This window comes from Myxococcales bacterium (assembly GCA_012517325.1).
Lineage (GTDB): Bacteria > Lernaellota > Lernaellaia > Lernaellales > Lernaellaceae > JAAYVF01.
The window spans coordinates 17,462-33,936 of record JAAYVF010000083.1; the positions used below are offsets into that span (position 1 = coordinate 17,462).

At 60.3% G+C, this 16,475-nt stretch carries 13 protein-coding genes; 5 read left to right on the forward strand and 8 right to left on the reverse strand.

Annotated features, from left to right (window positions below; genetic code table 11):
* From GX444_14120 to GX444_14155, 8 genes are all read right to left on the reverse strand, one after another.
* On the reverse strand, nucleotides 1-2,331 hold the full coding sequence (locus GX444_14120; protein NLH49717.1) for a hypothetical protein: 2,331 nt from the start codon (nucleotides 2,329-2,331) through the stop codon (nucleotides 1-3).
* A 139-nt stretch (nucleotides 2,332-2,470) separates the two neighbouring features.
* A complete protein-coding gene (locus GX444_14125) occupies nucleotides 2,471-3,307 on the reverse strand; it encodes an HlyC/CorC family transporter (protein NLH49718.1) in 837 nt (278 codons plus the stop codon).
* On the reverse strand, nucleotides 3,304-3,795 hold the full coding sequence (gene ybeY / locus GX444_14130) for an rRNA maturation RNase YbeY (GenBank protein NLH49719.1): 492 nt from the start codon (nucleotides 3,793-3,795) through the stop codon (nucleotides 3,304-3,306). Before ybeY ends, GX444_14125 begins: the two co-directional genes overlap by 4 nt.
* Nucleotides 3,698-6,091 carry an HDIG domain-containing protein gene (locus tag GX444_14135; GenBank protein NLH49720.1) on the reverse strand — a complete coding sequence of 798 codons (2,394 nt, stop codon included), beginning with the start codon at nucleotides 6,089-6,091 and terminating at the stop codon, nucleotides 3,698-3,700. The genes ybeY and GX444_14135 overlap by 98 nt, the downstream gene beginning before the upstream one ends.
* Nucleotides 6,088-7,044 (reverse strand): PhoH family protein, encoded by a 957-nt coding sequence (locus tag GX444_14140; GenBank protein NLH49721.1) that lies wholly within the window; start codon nucleotides 7,042-7,044, stop codon nucleotides 6,088-6,090. The genes GX444_14135 and GX444_14140 overlap by 4 nt, the downstream gene beginning before the upstream one ends.
* Before the next feature lie 47 nt (nucleotides 7,045-7,091).
* Complete coding sequence (locus GX444_14145; protein NLH49722.1) at nucleotides 7,092-7,514, reverse strand: YjbQ family protein; 423 nt, start codon at nucleotides 7,512-7,514, stop codon at nucleotides 7,092-7,094.
* A 154-nt stretch (nucleotides 7,515-7,668) separates the two neighbouring features.
* Complete coding sequence (locus GX444_14150; protein ID NLH49723.1) at nucleotides 7,669-7,998, reverse strand: prepilin-type N-terminal cleavage/methylation domain-containing protein; 330 nt, start codon at nucleotides 7,996-7,998, stop codon at nucleotides 7,669-7,671.
* 177 nt (nucleotides 7,999-8,175) lie between these two features.
* Nucleotides 8,176-10,740, reverse strand: a complete 2,565-nt coding sequence (locus tag GX444_14155) for a hypothetical protein (protein NLH49724.1) — start codon at nucleotides 10,738-10,740, stop codon at nucleotides 8,176-8,178.
* A 200-nt stretch (nucleotides 10,741-10,940) separates the two neighbouring features.
* Between GX444_14155 and GX444_14160 the strand changes: the two genes are divergently transcribed.
* From GX444_14160 to ruvA, 5 genes are all read left to right on the forward strand, one after another.
* Entirely contained in the window at nucleotides 10,941-12,569 is a 1,629-nt protein-coding gene (locus tag GX444_14160) for a glycosyltransferase family 39 protein (GenBank protein NLH49725.1), read from the forward strand.
* On the forward strand, nucleotides 12,562-14,370 hold the full coding sequence (locus GX444_14165) for a sulfatase (protein ID NLH49726.1): 1,809 nt from the start codon (nucleotides 12,562-12,564) through the stop codon (nucleotides 14,368-14,370). The genes GX444_14160 and GX444_14165 overlap by 8 nt, the downstream gene beginning before the upstream one ends.
* Before the next feature lie 197 nt (nucleotides 14,371-14,567).
* Complete coding sequence (locus tag GX444_14170) at nucleotides 14,568-15,311, forward strand: YebC/PmpR family DNA-binding transcriptional regulator (protein ID NLH49727.1); 744 nt, start codon at nucleotides 14,568-14,570, stop codon at nucleotides 15,309-15,311.
* 34 nt (nucleotides 15,312-15,345) lie between these two features.
* Nucleotides 15,346-15,867 (forward strand): crossover junction endodeoxyribonuclease RuvC, encoded by a 522-nt coding sequence (gene ruvC, locus GX444_14175; protein ID NLH49728.1) that lies wholly within the window; start codon nucleotides 15,346-15,348, stop codon nucleotides 15,865-15,867.
* Nucleotides 15,864-16,472, forward strand: coding sequence for a Holliday junction branch migration protein RuvA (gene ruvA, locus GX444_14180; GenBank protein ID NLH49729.1), 609 nt, complete (start codon nucleotides 15,864-15,866; stop codon nucleotides 16,470-16,472). Before ruvC ends, ruvA begins: the two co-directional genes overlap by 4 nt.
* Nucleotides 16,473-16,475 lie beyond the last annotated feature (3 nt).

Consider the following 16,475-nt stretch of genomic DNA (forward strand, 5'->3'; position numbering starts at 1 on the left):
TCAGACCGACCGTTTCAAGCGCACTTCGCTGGTGCCGGCGGGAAATGTCACCCGACAATCGTTGACGTTGATTTCGCGGCCGTCGACCACGGCGGTCGTCGCGGCGAACGGGAAATTCCACTCGATGCGGCGGGGCGCGGCGCGCCAGTCGGCGTCGATCTCCAGCCGCGTTTCCTCGGCGAACCCTTCCAGGCGGTACGAAACGACGCCGAAATGGGTCGGCGCCCGGCGCACCTCGGTGCGGCTGCCCCAAGCGAACCAATCGAGCGGCGCGGCGGGAGTGATGACCAGCGTGTCGTTTTCCTCGAACAGCAACAGGTCGCGCATCAGCAGCAGCCAATCGGCCGCCGCCCACAGATGCATGCCGTCACCCATCACCCCGCCGTGGGTGTGCGGATGAATGGCTTCCGGCCACGTGCCGGCGGAGGTCGCCAGTTCCAACACGCGGCGGATCAACGGCCAGCACACGGCATCGCGGCGAAAGAGCTCGCAGTGGGCGATGTGCATCGAAAGATAGGCGTTGAGGCCGCTGTGGATCATCTGCTGGAAGAAGAGGCCCTGGCAGAAGCAGCGTTCGCGCAGCGCCGCCAGCGTATTGCCCATCCAGGGGTCTTGCGGCTCGAAGAGGCGCAGCGGATAAAGCGCCGCCAGCACGCCGATCGCGGCGCAGTCGAAGCGGCGGTGCGGGCCGGTCGGCATGACCTCCTCGCCGATCCGGTCCATCGCCAGTTGCAGGCTGGCGCGGATGTCGGCAAGGAATTGTTCGGTCTCCCGTTCGAAGCGCACCCATTCGTCGCGCATGCCCAGCATTTCGGCGGCCCAGGCCACGTCGCGCAGCCCGGCGGCGCCCCAGAAGTCGTCCCAGTAGTAATAGTCGTTGGGCCCGAAGTGTTCGGCGGAAAATCCCGGCGGCAGCAGGCCCTTGGTCGGCGGCGACGTTTCGCGGCGGCGCGTTTTGGCGATCCAGTCGGCGCCGCGGACGAGCGATTCGTAAATGCGGATCAGGTACTCGCGATCACCCGTCAGGCGTGCGTGCTCCACCAGCGTCCAGATCGCCTGCCCGGCGCTGTCCCACTCGCCCGGCTGGGACAGGAAGAAACCGTCGGGCTGTTGCTTTTGCGGATAGTCGAGCAATTTGCGCTTGGCGCTTTCGTGCAGGCCCAGCCGATCCAGCGCGGTCACCAGGTAGGCGGCGTCGCGGAACCAGTAATGATGATAGGTCATGATGCCCGGCGTGATGGCGTCGCCATCGTCGACCAACAACAGATGACTTTTGCAGCGCTGAAAAGCCGCCGTCAGATCGCGGTCGGCGAACGTGACCGTCAGGCCTTCCTGCTGCCGGCGGCGCCATTCGGCCCGCGCCTCGTTGCGCCGGTCGGCGTAGTCGTACGAGCGCAGCGCCGCCGCGCGCCGGTTGAAACACGCCTGCGGCCGGGTCGTCGCCGTCGCGGTCCGCGTCTGCGTCTCGCCCGGCGGCAGCTTCAGCGGAAACGCGGCGTAGGCCGTCGCCAAGCCCGCCGCGCATTCCGTCCGCGGCCGGCTCTCGGCGACGCGTAAATGAAAGGCGCAATCGCCCTGGCGGCCGTTCGAGCAATAGACGATCGTCGGCCGCTCCGCGAACTGCAATCCCAGGCAGTGGTTGACGGTGAACGTATCCGGCGCCGTCAGCTCGATTTTTTTCACCAGCGCACAGCCCTCGGGGTTGAACGGCCGGATCGAAAAATACAGCGTCGGCGCGAGATGCCGGTCGGAGGTGTTGGTCACCCGCGCCTGCAGCATCACGACTTCCAACTCGCCGGAACCGCTGGCGAACGTTTCCAACTCCAGTTGCAACGGGCCGAAATCGAACCGGGTCCGCACCAGCGGCAGGTTTTCGACGTGCTGCTGATCGCGCACGGGCCGGCGGCTCGGGAAAAAGGTCTCGTCGTCGAGCCGCAGCCAGGTGTCCAGCGACCAGCCCTCGAACCAGGGCGTGACCAGGCCGCGCGGATCGATCGCCACCTCGCGTTCGGAGCCGGGGACACCGACCGCCGTCCAGTTGCGGTGCGTGACGTTCATCGCGCACCAGCTCATGCGCGGAATGAAACTGACGTCGTTTTCGTCGAACTGCCGCGTCGCCCAATACGGCAACACGTAATCGCGGTTGGGCTGAATCGCCATCTGCGTGTAGATGCCGCGCGTCACCAGCCGCGCCGCCATCGGCAACAGGTCGGTCGGCGCCATCACGTCGGCTTCCGAGCCGATCCGCCCCATCGATTCGATGAAGTCGAGGCTGTCATCCAGGTGAAAGCGCCGCGCCAGGCGACGCACCAGGCGTTCTTTCCAGTTCATCCGCGAATCCCGCTCGGTGTCAGCCGGACGCGAACAGTCCGCGCCCGTGGTTAATTCTTCCCGCCGAATGGCCAGGGTGTTGAAAAGATTATTTTGGTCGGTGAGCGCCGGATTGTCCAGACGGCGAGGCCGATTGATGCTATTCTTCCGCCGGTTGCGGCGGCCGTTGGATGCGCAGGCGGCGGATTTGGCGTTCGTTGGCCGCTTCGATCTTCACCGAGAAGCCGTCCAGTTCGAGGATTTCGCCGGCCTGCGGCACGCGGCCGATGCGGTCGAAAATCCAACCGCCGACGGTGTTGAACGACCCATCCAGTTCCTCGAGGTCGAAGATCTCGTAAAACTCGTTGATGTCGAACCGTCCGGGAACGACCAGCGTGTTTTCGTCCTGGAAATAGATGGTCTTTTCTTCCTTGTCGTACTCGTCGGAGATTTCCCCGACGATCTCCTCAAGGATATCCTCGAGCGTGACCATGCCGCTCGTGCCGCCAAATTCGTCGATCACCAGGGCAAATTTTTCGTGCCGCTGCTGAAATTCCCGCAACAGGTCGTCGAGTTTTTTCGTCTCGGGCACGTTGTAGGTTTTACGGAGGATTTCCTCGATTTTGAACTGCTCCTCGCGGCCCCAATAGCGCAGCAGATCCTTGACATGGACAAAACCGAGCACCTTGTCCAGATCGCCGTCCACCACCGGCAGCCGGCTGTGCCCGGATTCGCGGGTGCAGCGGATGATTTCCGTCAGCGGATCGTCCTTGTCGACGGAGGAGATTTCCGTGCGCGGAACCATGACCTCGCGGACGGTGGTTTTGTCGAGGTAGAGGACCCCCTGCATCATCTCGCTCTCGTCGTGATCGATATGCCCATCCAATTCGAGGTCGGACAACGCTTCCTCGGTGACCTTTTCGGGATCCTCGGGACGGCGGAAGACGGAGATCAATCGACGCAAGCGACTTCGCGGCAGGTCTTCTTTTTCGCTCATTTTCCATCCTCTTGTTCGAGCAGCGGCGCCAGCAGATCGCGCAAGGCTTCTTCCCGTTCCTTCATCCGCGCCGCTTCGTCCGGACTCACGCGCTCGTGATCGTAACCCGAAAGATGAAGGAGGCCATGCAAAATATAGTAACCGGTCAGGTACAAAAGTCCATAACCGGTTTCGCCGCTTTGTCGCGCCGCCTCGTCGACGTTGACGATCAACTGCCCCCATTCGCCGGCTTCGTCGGCCGGAAAGGAGATCACGTTGGTGGGGCGGTCGCGACCCAGGTAATCGCGGTTGTAGCGCCGGCTCGCGCCGTCGCCGACCAGGAGGATTTCGACCCGGTCGCCGGCGCGCTCCAGCCGCGTCCCGGCCGCGGCCACCAACGCCCGCAGCGGCTTAGTGTCCGGGCTCCTCCCGGGGTGCCGCCGGCGGAGCGATATTGACGACCTTGCCCTTGCGGGGCTGTTCGTTTTCGGGGTAAGCGATTCGCCCATGATACCGTCCGGTGAGGATGGTCGCGAAATTTTGTGCGACCCGATGCAGATCCTTGAGGGTCATCTCGCATTCGTCGAGTTGGCCGTCGTTGTAAATGTTGCCGATCAATTCCGAAACCAGCGATTCGATGCGGGCCGGCGTGGGATTTTTCAGGCTGCGGGTCGCGGCCTCCACCACGTCGGCCAGCATGACCAGCGCCGATTCCTTGGTCTGGGGATACGGGCCGCGATAACGGAAATCCTCTTCGTTGATTTTCAGGTTGCCCGCCGCTTCCATCTGCTTGGCCCGGTTGTAGAAGTAGTGGATCCGCGAACGGCCGTGGTGTTCGGCGATGATCTTTTCCACCCGGCGGCCGATGCGATAACGCTTGGCCAGCTCCAACCCTTCGCGCACGTGATTGATCAAAATCAGGCTCGACATGTGCGGCGGCAGTTCGTTGTGCGGATTGTTCTCCCCTTCCATCTGGTTTTCGATGAAGTAGTGCGGTTTGACGATCTTGCCGATGTCGTGATAGAGCCCCGCCACCTTGGCCAGCAACGGGTTGACCGAAATCGACTCCGCCCCCTTTTCGGCGAGCGCCGACACCATCAGGGAGTGGTGATAGGTGCCCGGCGCCTCGACCAGCATCCGGCCCAGCAGCGGATTGTTCAAGTTGGCCAATTCGATCAGCCGCAGGTTGCTGGTGTAGTTGAACAGCGCCTCGAACGGATGCACGACCGCCAGCATGAACGGGCCGCTGAGCAAGCCGCCGATCGCCGCCGCCCCGACGTTGACGAACGTCGCCGTGGAGAGCAGCGAGGCCGGATCGCCGATGACTTGCACGGCGAACATCATCACGGCGTTGATCAGGCTCACCGAAAGACCGGCCTTCACCACCTGGGCGCCGGCCTGCACCTTGCCGATGCGGTGCGCGCCGACGACGCTGCCGGCCAGGACGAACAGCGCGTAGCCGATGGAGCCGTCCATGAACAACCCGGACATCAACGCGACGAAACCCAGCCAGACAATCGCCGCCTCGCTGTAGAGCAGAAAGCGCACCAGCATGCAGACGCCGGCGACCGGGAACAGCACGCGGATCGCCTCTTCCGTCAGCCAGGGATAGGAATCGGCCAACGGTTGCGAAATCGTCTTGGCGAGCCACATGAGCAGCCCGGCCAGGGCGGCGGTGCTGAGAAGAAACGCGTAATCGTTCATGCTGGGCTTGAACTTGCGGATATTGCGCGCTCCAAAGACGAACAGGGCCGAGATGATGATCGCCAACACGATCACCAGCGCCACGAAGATCAGCAGGGTTTCGGCGGCGCCGGCTCCTTGGCGCATCGCCCCGAGCACCAGCATCTGCTCCTCGGTGATCGGCCGCCCCTCGGCCACGATGAGCTGGTTCTTGCGGAAATGGATGATGCTGGGGCCGACCTTGTTGGCCGCTTCCATGCGCAGTTCCTCGGTCGCCGCCAGATTGAAATTCACCGTGGGCGCGATCATCCCGTCGGCGATTTTTAACACCAGCGCCCGCTCCGCCGGGTCCTCGATGTTCTGCTTCGCCCGGCGTTCCACCTGATCCAGAATGACCGGCAGATCGGCGATTTTCTCGATTTCCTTGAAGGTCCGCTCCTTCTTGTTGCCCAATTCCCGCAGGGTGATCGCCTTTTCCGCGCCCTGCGCGGCGATCTGTTCGAGCAGCACCTTGCGATCGACCACGATCAGGCGCGACAACGCGTAGTTGAGCAGATCGCGGATCTCGGCCTCCACCTGCGGCGAGTATTTTTTCTTGAACAAGGCGTCGAAATCCTTACGGTCGAGATCGAGACCGAGTTGCTGCGCCAGCTTGTTCTCCTGCTCCTCGATCGCCGGCTTCGACAGCAGACTCGCCACGCCCATTTCGTTTTCCTTCGCCGCGCCGCCGCTGTCGGTCCAGCCGAAAAACAGCCGCGATTCGGCGAAAGCGTCGGCCAGGCGTTTAACCTGCCGCTGGTCGGCCCGCGCGTCGTGGTCGTACACCGGCAGCACCGCCGAGATGGCGTCCTGGCGCCGCTTTTCGGTACTCGAGGTGTCGATCACGTCGAAATCGCGGTTGGCCTTGATGGTGTGATCGGCGAACATGCCGGCCTGGTAGCGGTCGATCGAAAAGCCGAAATGCGGCGCGATCATAAACGAAAGAAAGAGACTCGCCAGCACGACCATCGCCCAGGGTGTCGTCAGCACCTCATGGCCCAACCGGCTGCGCTTGATCGCTTCCTGGACGCGGCGCAGGCGCGGCCACTGGCGTTTTTTTTCTTCCGGCGGATTGGCGCTCAATCGTTCTCCCGGCGAGATCGTTTCTCGTATTGATCATACGCCACAATAATGCGCTGCACCAAGCGGTGCCGCACCACGTCGGTTTCATCGAAGCGGACGAAGACGATGCCGTCCAGATCGCGCAAAATCGACTGGACGATCACCAGGCCCGAAACCTGGCCGTTGGGCAGGTCGATCTGGGTGTCGTCGCCGGTGATGACCGCCTTGGAGTGGAAGCCCAGGCGGGTGAGAAACATTTTCATCTGCTCGGGCGTGCTGTTCTGCGCCTCGTCGAGGATCACGAAGCTGTCGTTCAGCGTGCGGCCGCGCATGAAGGCCAGCGGCGCGACCTCGATGATCTGCCGGTCGATCAACCGCTGCACCTTTTCGTAGGGCATCATCTCGTGCAGCGCGTCGTAAAGCGGCCGCAAATACGGATTGACCTTTTCGGCGATGTCGCCCGGTAGAAATCCGAGCTTCTCGCCCGCCTCCACCGCCGGCCGCACCAGGATGATCCGATCGACCTCGCCTTTCACCAGATGGCTGACCGCCATCGCCATGGCCAGGTAGGTCTTGCCCGTGCCGGCCGGCCCGACGCCGAAGACGATGTCGTTGTTGCGGATCGCGTCGATGTACATTTTCTGGTGAATCGACTTGGGCGTGATGGCCCGGTTTTTGTTGGAGATGTACACCGTGTCCAGAAAGATATCGCGCAGCCGGATCTTGTCGCCCGAGCGCAGGATCGTCAGCGCGTGTTCCACGTCCGTGGTGTAGACCGGAAAGCCCTCGGCGACCAGGCCGTACAACTCCTCGAACAATTTCTTCACGATGGGAAAGTGTTCCTGCGGACCGCGCATGAAAATCCGGTCGCCGCGCACCGACAGCTTGACCCCCAACGCGGTTTCCACCACGTGCAGGTTCTCGTCGCCGTGGCCGACGATCTGCCGAATCACCTCGGCATCGGGCAGATATATGCAGGGGGTTTCCGCCCCGCCGTTGAATTCCTTCTCGCCCAAAAATCCTACCCCTGGTTGCCGACCACGCTCACGGCGATCTGCCGTCGACGAGGCCGATTGTCAAAGTCGATCAGTAAAATCTGTTGCCAGGTTCCCAGGAACATCTGGCCTTCGTGAATCGGCACGTGCAAATCCGGTCCGATCATCGCCGCGCGCACGTGGCTGTGCCCGTTGTCGTCGCCCCAGCGCCGATTGTGCGCGTATTCGCCGCCTTCCGGGATCATTCGTTCGATCGCCCGCCGCAGATCGTCTAGCACGCCTTCTTCATATTCGATGGTCGTCAGCGCCGCGGTCGAACCCGGGACAAAAACCGTGACACTCCCCTCGGCAATACCGGAATTGGCAATGATCGCGGCCACCTGCCCGGTCAAATCCAACATATCCAGGTTTCCCCTGGTTTCCAGCTCGATCAGATCAAAGCAGGTCATAGTCTCCATAGCACCGCCGATAAAAATGGTTTTGTAGTGTACCACAAGGCTAAATGAAGATGAAATCAGGCTCAACAGCCCGGTGAATATTTATAAAAGCTTTTTTATTCATATAGATAGGCATACAGGCCAGCCGAAGGAAAGGATGATCGGCTCACTTGGAGAAGCGGTAATACGTATCGCCGCGATTGTGTTTGACGGTGAAGGTGTAACCGGAATTGTTGCAATTGCCGAAGACGAACGTCATTTCCGGGTCGTCGGTCAGATTGCGGTCGATCGCCAACAAGGAACTCAAATCGCCGGCATAAGTATTGTGAATCGATTTGTAGATTTCCTGTTCGGTCCGAGCGTTATGCCCCGAGCTGCCCGCCGATGCGTTATAGGCGGAAACCCGCAGGTTGACGTAATTGGGCATGGCAATTAGCGCTAGGATACCGATAATGGCGATGACGATCATCAGTTCAACCAGCGAAAAGCCTTTCATTTTCAACCTCGTCCGAAAGGGTGCTTGGATAATACCTTCAAAAGAGATGCCAATCCCCCTGATATTGTGATTTGTCTTTTATTTCAATTGGTTAGGCATTGGCGAGAGGGCTTTGAGAAAGCAAATACCGGATATTTGTATCCTTTTTTTCATATTAAGTGACAATTGTTGTCACTTTTAGAACGGAATTGGGCCTACCCCGAGTTCATTTCCGTTGTCCCATCGGTCGGCCATTGCCCAGGAAGGCACCGAAGCCTGATGATTCAAGCCTACTTGAGTCTTAGTAAAAATGCCGGCGAAACCTCCGGAATCCGCATCATAGGGCAGCAGGACTTCTTCATCCGTGCCGCCTTCCACGAGGATGGAAACCGTCACCGATCCGCTCTCGACCGGACTGGCGTCGTTCGGCGAATAATCCGTGTTCAACAAACGGTGGCTTCCCGGGATCGGCGCATACCAACCGCGGCAACTGATCCGGAACGAGTCGTCGCCAAGGTCCTCGGCCGCCAGATCGGTAACGGTGAGCTGACTGTTCTCCACGATCTCGAAGGGGGTCGAAACCAGATCGTAATCGACGGGTTGCGAACCGTCCCAATAGGTGCCGGTAACGCGGAAGCGATAGGTTCCGAGCGGGACATCGACCGTCGTTTCCCAACTGAGTCGCCACTGGTGAAGCCGAACCGCCGGATACGGCAGGTCGACATAATTCGGCTGCGGATTGTAATCCTGAATCGTGCGGTAATCCTGATCGGTGAAAATCCGGCCGTTGGCGAGAATGGCCGGCGCGAAATCCTCGTCGTCGTTGCGGCGCTCGACCACCACGCGCGCATCGTCGAGGGAAGTAAAACCGCCCGCCCAATCCACCACGACCGTCGCGAACCGTTCGTATTCCGCCGCGGGTTCGGTCAGAATTTGCGGCGCGCGATCGCTCGCCTCCGGATCGAGCATCGCCTGATTCGGATTGGAATAAATCCACGGCGGCGGGGCGCCGGTCTGGTTGTCCTCGTCCTCGGGGGTGAACAATTGCTCGGCCAATTCGCCCGTGCGTTCGACCAGCCAGTCGCCGAATTTGTAGCCCCATAGGGACGCGCTGGTTTCGTACCCGCCCTGCATCCAGGTTTCCTCGGTTTGCAGGTAGAACTGATAGTCGTTGGAGTAGCCGAAAGCGATCACATGCTTGGGATCCCAGCCTAGGCGATCGGCGGCTTCCTCCACGGCGCGGTCGGCCAGATGGCTGGTCAACTCGCCCGGAAACAGCAAGAGAACGTCGTCGTTGATTTTGATCGCGGCGATCTGGGTGGTCAGCCACGGGTTGAGCAATCCGCGCAGCAAGGCGCCGGCAGCGTAGCAAAGCATGTAGCCGTCGACCATCGAAGTGGACGGATCGTTGCAGTCGACCAGGTTGCCGTATTCCGGCCAACTGCGATCCCCACAGTACATGGCGCCGTATTCGTAATCGTGCCAGACGCCGGTCGCCGGATTGATCCAGCCGAATTCTCCCGGCTGATAGCCGATTTCCTCGCGGCCAAGCGCGATGCGCCGGGCGACCATTTCAAAGCGAACCGTGGCGGTCGGCGTCAGATCGGACCAGAGCACCAGCGCCTTTTCCGCCACCCGGCGGCCGAGGATTTCCAGCACCGCCAAGCCATGATGCTCGTTGCCGGCGTTGTAATTCGGCGCCTGATCGCCGGCGCTGGTCTGCAAGGCGAACACTTCCACCGACTGATCGAATTCGTCCTGCATGACGTATTCGACCCAGCCCAGCGAATCCGACGTGTAATAGGACCCGCTGAACATGGTGCCGTGCATCGCCAACCCGACCAGCACCGCCAGCGGCGAATCGTCCGCCCGGTCGACGCGCAGGACGAAAAGCCGGTTATCCTTGTGCGCCGGCGGATCGTCCTGACAGCGCCGATCGAAGGTGATGCGGTTGTCCGGGTCGAAATCATCCGCCAGGCCGCTCGCCAGCTTGGCGGGAGCCAGGTTCTCCATGCTGGCGACGATCGCGTCGGCCAGGGAAGCCACCAGGCCATCGACGACCGGTTGATAATATTCGTCGAGCCCCGCATCGGCGAAAACCGCGGGCAGTGGCAGAAACCGTGCCGGTCCGCTATGGGTGTGCATCGCGTTGATCCACAGCTTTTCGGTCAGGTTGACGCCGGTGCGGGCGCAAACCTCGTCGATGACCCTGGCGTAGAGCAGATCGGTGATGAAAACGAGCGGCACGCGAACCACGACGAGCCGGTCCTCGCCGTTGTCGAGCGTCAGGGCCTTGACCTGCAACCGGTCGTAACGACCCTGCGCGGCGCCGAGCAAGTGGGCCAGTGGATGGATGAAACCGCGGCGCCCCCCGAACCCGCCCAGGGCCAGGCCGATCGGCGCATAGAGATCGCTGACGGCGACCCCGGCTTGCAACGGCTGTAACGGGCCGCCGCCCGGCGAGGCGCAAATATCGTTATCGTCGTCATCGTCATTGTCGTTATTGTCGTCATCATTATCGTCATCGTCATCATCATCGTCGTCGTCGTCGGGAACCGAGTCGTCGTTGTCGTTATCATCGTCGTTGTCATTGTCGTTGTCGTTGTCGTTATCATCGTTATCGTCGTCATCCGGCTCGGGCCCCGGGTTGGCATCGTCATCCGTCCCCGCGTCATCCCGCGCCGATTCCGACGAGTTGCAAGCGATCGCCAGGCAGGCCAATCCCACCAGAAAAATGATTAAAAACACTCGCTGTTTATTCATTGCCGACCCTTGACGGTGGTCCGTTCCCGACACCGTTCATCTTCGGGATAACCCGATATCTTGTCAAATGAAAGCCGGATGCCGGCCGCTTACCGGCCAGACACGCGAATCAATGCATCCGGCGGCGATGTCGGTTGACAGAATCGGAAGGTGGCCATTATCCTCTTTCGACTGTCGGGAAAGGAAAATTGGGCCGTGGAATGACGCAAGCGAAACAAAAAGCAAAACTCTGGCCGGCGGCGATCTGGCTGCCGGGAATCGTCTTGGCGACTTTTTTTGTCTACCGGGATTTGTTGCAAACGCACTTTTTCTTGGACGATTATCTGCACCTGTTGTTGATTCAAAAATTCAAGCAGCCGCTCGAACCGTTTTATACGGACATCTTCATGGGGGCGTTTTTCCGCCCCGCGGTCACGATCTTCTGGGCGCTGGATTACGCCCTGCACGGCACGAATCCATCCGGCTACTATCTCTCCAACATTTTCTACCTCATGCTCTCGATCGGCTTGCTGTACGCGGTCATGCACAACCTGACCGGTTCGCACACGCTCGCCGGCCTGACGGCCTTCTTTTTCGCGGTGAGCCCGGTGACGGGCGTCGGCGTCGAATGGTTGTCCAACCGCTTCGACCTGATCGGCACGATGTTTTTTCTCGCCTCGACCCTGCTGTTTCTGCGCTTCGTCCGTTTCCGTCGTAAAAGCGACTATGCGCTCTCGCTGTTTGCCGCGGTGGTCGCCTTCTTTTGCAAGGAAATCACCATCACGTTGCCGGTCGTCCTGATCTTTGCGGCGTCCTTCATGTTTCTGTACCGTTATCCGCCGGCCTTCGACGCACGGCTGGTGAAGAAAATCATTTCCTACACAACGCCGTATTTCAGCCTGGCGGCGATTTACATGATCTGGCGCTTCGCGGTCATCAAAAGCCTCGGCGGCTACGTCGGCGAGGCGAAGGATCCGCTGACGATCGGCTACCTGTTCATGATCTGGCAAAAATTCGGCGAGTACGTCTGGCTGATTAAAAATCCCTTTGTCGTGGCTTCGCTGCTGATCATCATGACTTTTTTGCTGGCCAAAGCCGATTTTTACGCGAAGAACAAGGTGTTCTTTCTCGGCCTGCTGATCGCCCTGGTCACCGCGCTGCCGCTGGCGATGATCATCAAATACCGGGCGGTCATGACCTACATGACGCCGCGTTTCTTCTTTTTACCGAACATCGGCGCGACCATCGCGCTCGTCGCGATTTACGATCCGCGCAGCAGCAAATTGCGCCGCGTCCTGGCCGCGATTCTCCTGGTGACCATCGGGCTGGCGCTGGGCGTCAACAATTACATCATCGTGCACAAATGGGCGCGCGATAAAAACAAGACGTTCGCCAAGATGGAACAAATCACCCGGGCGATGGCGGAACAATCCGCGTCGGGATTGCAGTCGGCGATGGTTTACACCTGCCTGCCGGGATTGGACGTCGCCCTGGACACCTCGGTGAAGTTCACGCACCCCGAATACCTGGACCGCTATTTCTTCCTCAATTGCCAGGGGCCCACGCAGACGATCGCCGACAAAACGCTTTATCAGGCCAAGCGGCGGCTGCTCGAGTTTCCGCAATCCTTCGCCAAAAACCCGTGCAGCTACGAGAACGTGATTTACGGGGTCGCCGAGGCCCTGCCGAACATGGTACTGGACCAGATTCGCTCCGACGACGCCGTGCTGGTTTTGGATTTGAACCAGCAAGGCGAAACCGTCTTCATCGATCGCGACAAAGTGGAGCAGATGATTCGGGTTCGCTATGGCGCCGAGTCCGAAACCGACGGAGATCAGCCCAATGCCTGACACAACCTCGAAACGCCTTTACTGCGGCCTCCTGTTCTGCCTGGCGGCCTTCACGTTCTGCCTCGCCCTGACCGGCTGCGCGAAAAGCCCCAATCATCCCAACGTTCTGCTCATCAGCGTCGACACCCTGCGCGCCGACCGGCTTGGCTGTTACGGCAGCAAGGAAGGCCTGACCGGCATGATGGATTTCTGGGCGCAGCGCGGCGTGCGGTTTAGCAACACCTGGGCTCCGGCTCCCTGGACTCTGCCCAGCCATGCCTCCGCCTTCACCGGGTTGTATCCGACCGAGCACCGGGCGATCGACGAAAAAATCAACATCGATAAAAACGCGAAGCTGCTCAGCGAAGCGCTGAAAGACGCCGGATTCCAGACCGGCGCGTTCGTGAGCCACTATTACCTGGGACAGGAATACGGCTTCGGGCGCGGCTTCGACGACTTTTACATCAAACCCGACGCCAAGGCCGATGAAATGGTGAGCCGGACCGCCCGGTGGATCCAAAAACACAAGGAAAAGCCCTTTTTCGCGTTTCTGCACCTGTTCGATCCGCACACGCCTTACCAACCGCCGGTTGATATCGCGAAAAAACATTATCCGGCCGACGTGAACCTCCTCGTCACGGGCACCACCAAGGACATTATGGACGTGGTGCACGAATGGCCGTCGGATACCGCGCAAAAAAAGCTCAAGGCCTTGCAGTCGCTTTACGCGGGCGAAATCGAGTTCGTCGACAAACAACTCGAAGTGCTGTTCAAATCCCTCCAGGACAACAAGCTGGACCGGAACACGATCATTATTCTCTTCGCGGATCATGGCGAGGAGTTCATGGAACACGGCCTGATGGAACACGGCTTTACGCTGTACCAGGAACAGCTCCACGTGCCGTTCATCTGGTACTATCCGGCCGGCCTGCCGGCGGGGCAGACCGTCGAGGAACCCTCCAGCCTGATCGACCTGATGCCGACGTTGCTGGACCTGCTCGGGTTGCCGCCGGTGGACAACATCTCCGGCCGGTCGCTCATGCCCGTGGTGCGCGGACAGGAAAAATCGATCAACCGTTACCTGTTGTCGGAAACGACCCGCCAAGGGCCCGACCGCGTAACCTTGATCCGCGATTTTGAGAAATACCTCTATTCGCCGCCGTTCCGGCTCAACAGCCGTAACTTCGGCGAAATGCTCTTCAATTTGCGAAACGACCCCGGCGAAAAGACTGATCTCCTGCCGACCGACCCGGAAACCGGAGCCAAACTGTCCGGCGAATTGTTCGCCAGCGGCCTTTACGTCCACCGCCGCGCCTGGCATTTGCGGTGGGGCAAGGGCGATAAAGGCCAGCCGCTCAAGGGCGAGCTCCGCACCAATGGGAAATTCATTTATCTCTATAAAAACAACACGATTTACAGCACCGACGACAAGGGCTTGATGACCTCGATGGAATTCCCGTGGGACAAGAAAGACGACAACAAGGTCACGTTCGTCAACAATCCGAACGAGGAAAACGGCATTTCGTTCATGACCGAACCCGAGACCGCGCCGATCACGTTCCAACTGCTGGTCGGCGGCAAGGAAAGTCCGGCGAACATCTGGCTGGGCGGCTCCGGCAAGCACCCCACCAGCGGTCTGTTTACCCTGAACGAAACGGTCGAGCTGACCGGCCAGCCCCAACCGCCCGCCGGCGGTTACCTGATCTGGAGCGATTCCTTGTGGGTGAACGCCAAGCAGGTACTGCGTTCCGAGGTCGGCGATCCGATTAAACTGGCGCCGGAAGTCGTCGAGCATTTGCGCAGTTTGGGCTACATCCAATAACCGGTCGGCAAACGGCATAAATCATGGTTGTTAATCGGCCGATCAAGCGAAGAAGGCCCGGGCGCCCGCTACCGTCGACAGTCCGCCCGTTTACTTGACAAGTAGCGGGCTTCTCGGCAAGATTCAATCACTTCGTCAAGGAAGAAATATACGGCAGCCATCGGCCGCCCAAATAATGAATTTTTCGCGGAGGCTTTATGTCCGGCCATAGCAAGTGGAGCACCATTAAACGGAAGAAAGGCGCCGCCGACGCCAAGCGCGGCAGGCTGTTCTCGAAGCTGAATAAGGAAATTATGCTGGCGGCTCGCGCCGGAGGCGGCGACCCCGAAACCAACATTCGGCTGCGCAACGCCATCGCCACCGCGCGCGCGGCGAACATGCCGAAAGAAAACGTCTCGCGGGCGCTGAAAAAAGGCACCGGCGAACTGGGCGGCGAACAGATCAACGAATACGCCTACGAAGGATACGGTCCCGGCGGCGTGGCCATCATCGTCGAAGCCGTCACCGACAATAAAAACCGCACCACTGCCGAGGTCCGCCACGCCTTCGCAAAATACAACGGGAACCTGGGTGAAAGCGGCTGCGTCGGTTGGATGTTCGACCGCAAGGGCCATTTCGTTTTCCCGCGCGAGGGAATCGAGATGGCGAAATTCGAGGAAGTGGCGATCGAAAACGGCGCCGAGGACATCAAGGAAGAGGACGACACGATCGAGGTGACCTGCGCCGTGTCGGATTTCAACACCTTGCAAGAGGCTTTCATCAAGGCCGGATACCAATCCGAAACCGCGGAATTGGCCCAAATCCCGCAAACGCTTCTCAAACTCGAAGGCAAGCAAGTCGAAACCATGTTGAAACTGATCGACGCGCTGGAAGAGCAGGACGACGTGAACAACGTCTGGTCCAACTTCGATTTCGACGAAGCGGATATGCCTCAGGACTGATGCGCCGGCGCCTGGTCCGTCAGGAGCTCGCCCCATGCGCGTGATCGGGATCGATCCGGGCAGCAGGATCTGCGGATGGGGGATCGTCGAGGAGATCAACGAGCCCCGTCCCCTGCGGCATGTCGATTGCGGCGGCGTCATCATGTCCGGTAGCGCCGCGCTGGCCGAACGCCTGCAGCAAATATACGACCAGTTACGCGAACTGATCCGCCGGTACCAGCCGGAGGAAGCCGCGTTGGAATCGCTCTTTCACCATAAAAACGTTCATAGCGCGCTGGTGCTCGGCCACGCGCGCGGCGTGGCGATTCTGGCCTGCCGGCACGAAAATCTGCCGGTCTACGAATACTCGGCGACGCAGATCAAACAAGCGGTCGTCGGTTACGGCCGCGCCGACAAGAACCAGGTGGCGCAGATGGTGCGAAGCCTGTTACAACTTCCGGAAACCGCGATGGCCGACGCGTCCGACGCGCTGGCCGGCGCCATTTGCCATTTGAACAGCCGGAAAATCAACCGCCTGCTCGAACGGTTGAACCAGGCCGAAACGAGAAAAAAATGATCGCCCGTTTGACCGGCCAATTGGCGGAGAAGGAACTCGACCACGTCATCGTCGACGTCGGCGGCGTCGGCTATTGGGTGAACATCAGCACCCAGGCTTTTTACGCCCTGCCCGAACCGCCGGCCCTGGTCAGCCTGCTCATTCATACGGCCGTGCGGGAAGACGACATTTCGCTTTACGGTTTTTCCTCCGCCATGGAAAAGCGTCTGTTTCTGATGCTGGATTCGGTCAGCAAGGTCGGCCCGCGCGCGGCCATGAACATGCTTTCGAACCTCCAGCCGACCGACATGCTGCAGGCCATCGCAGCCGGCGACACGCGCGCGCTGGCGAAGGTGCACGGCATCGGCAAGAAAACGGCCGAACGGCTGGTCGTCGAACTGGGCGAAAAGGCGACGGCCCTGCTACAGGAAGCGAAACTCGAAACGCCCCCGCCGATGGCGCGATTGCACGGCACGGACCTGGACGCCGTCAGCGCGCTGGTTAACTTGGGATATCGGCCCGCCGATGCCGAACAAGCCGTCGCCGAGGTTCGCCAGACACTCGGCGAGACGGTATCGTTGCCCGAACTGGTCCGCGCGACGTTGAAGCGGATCGCGAAAGGATAAGCG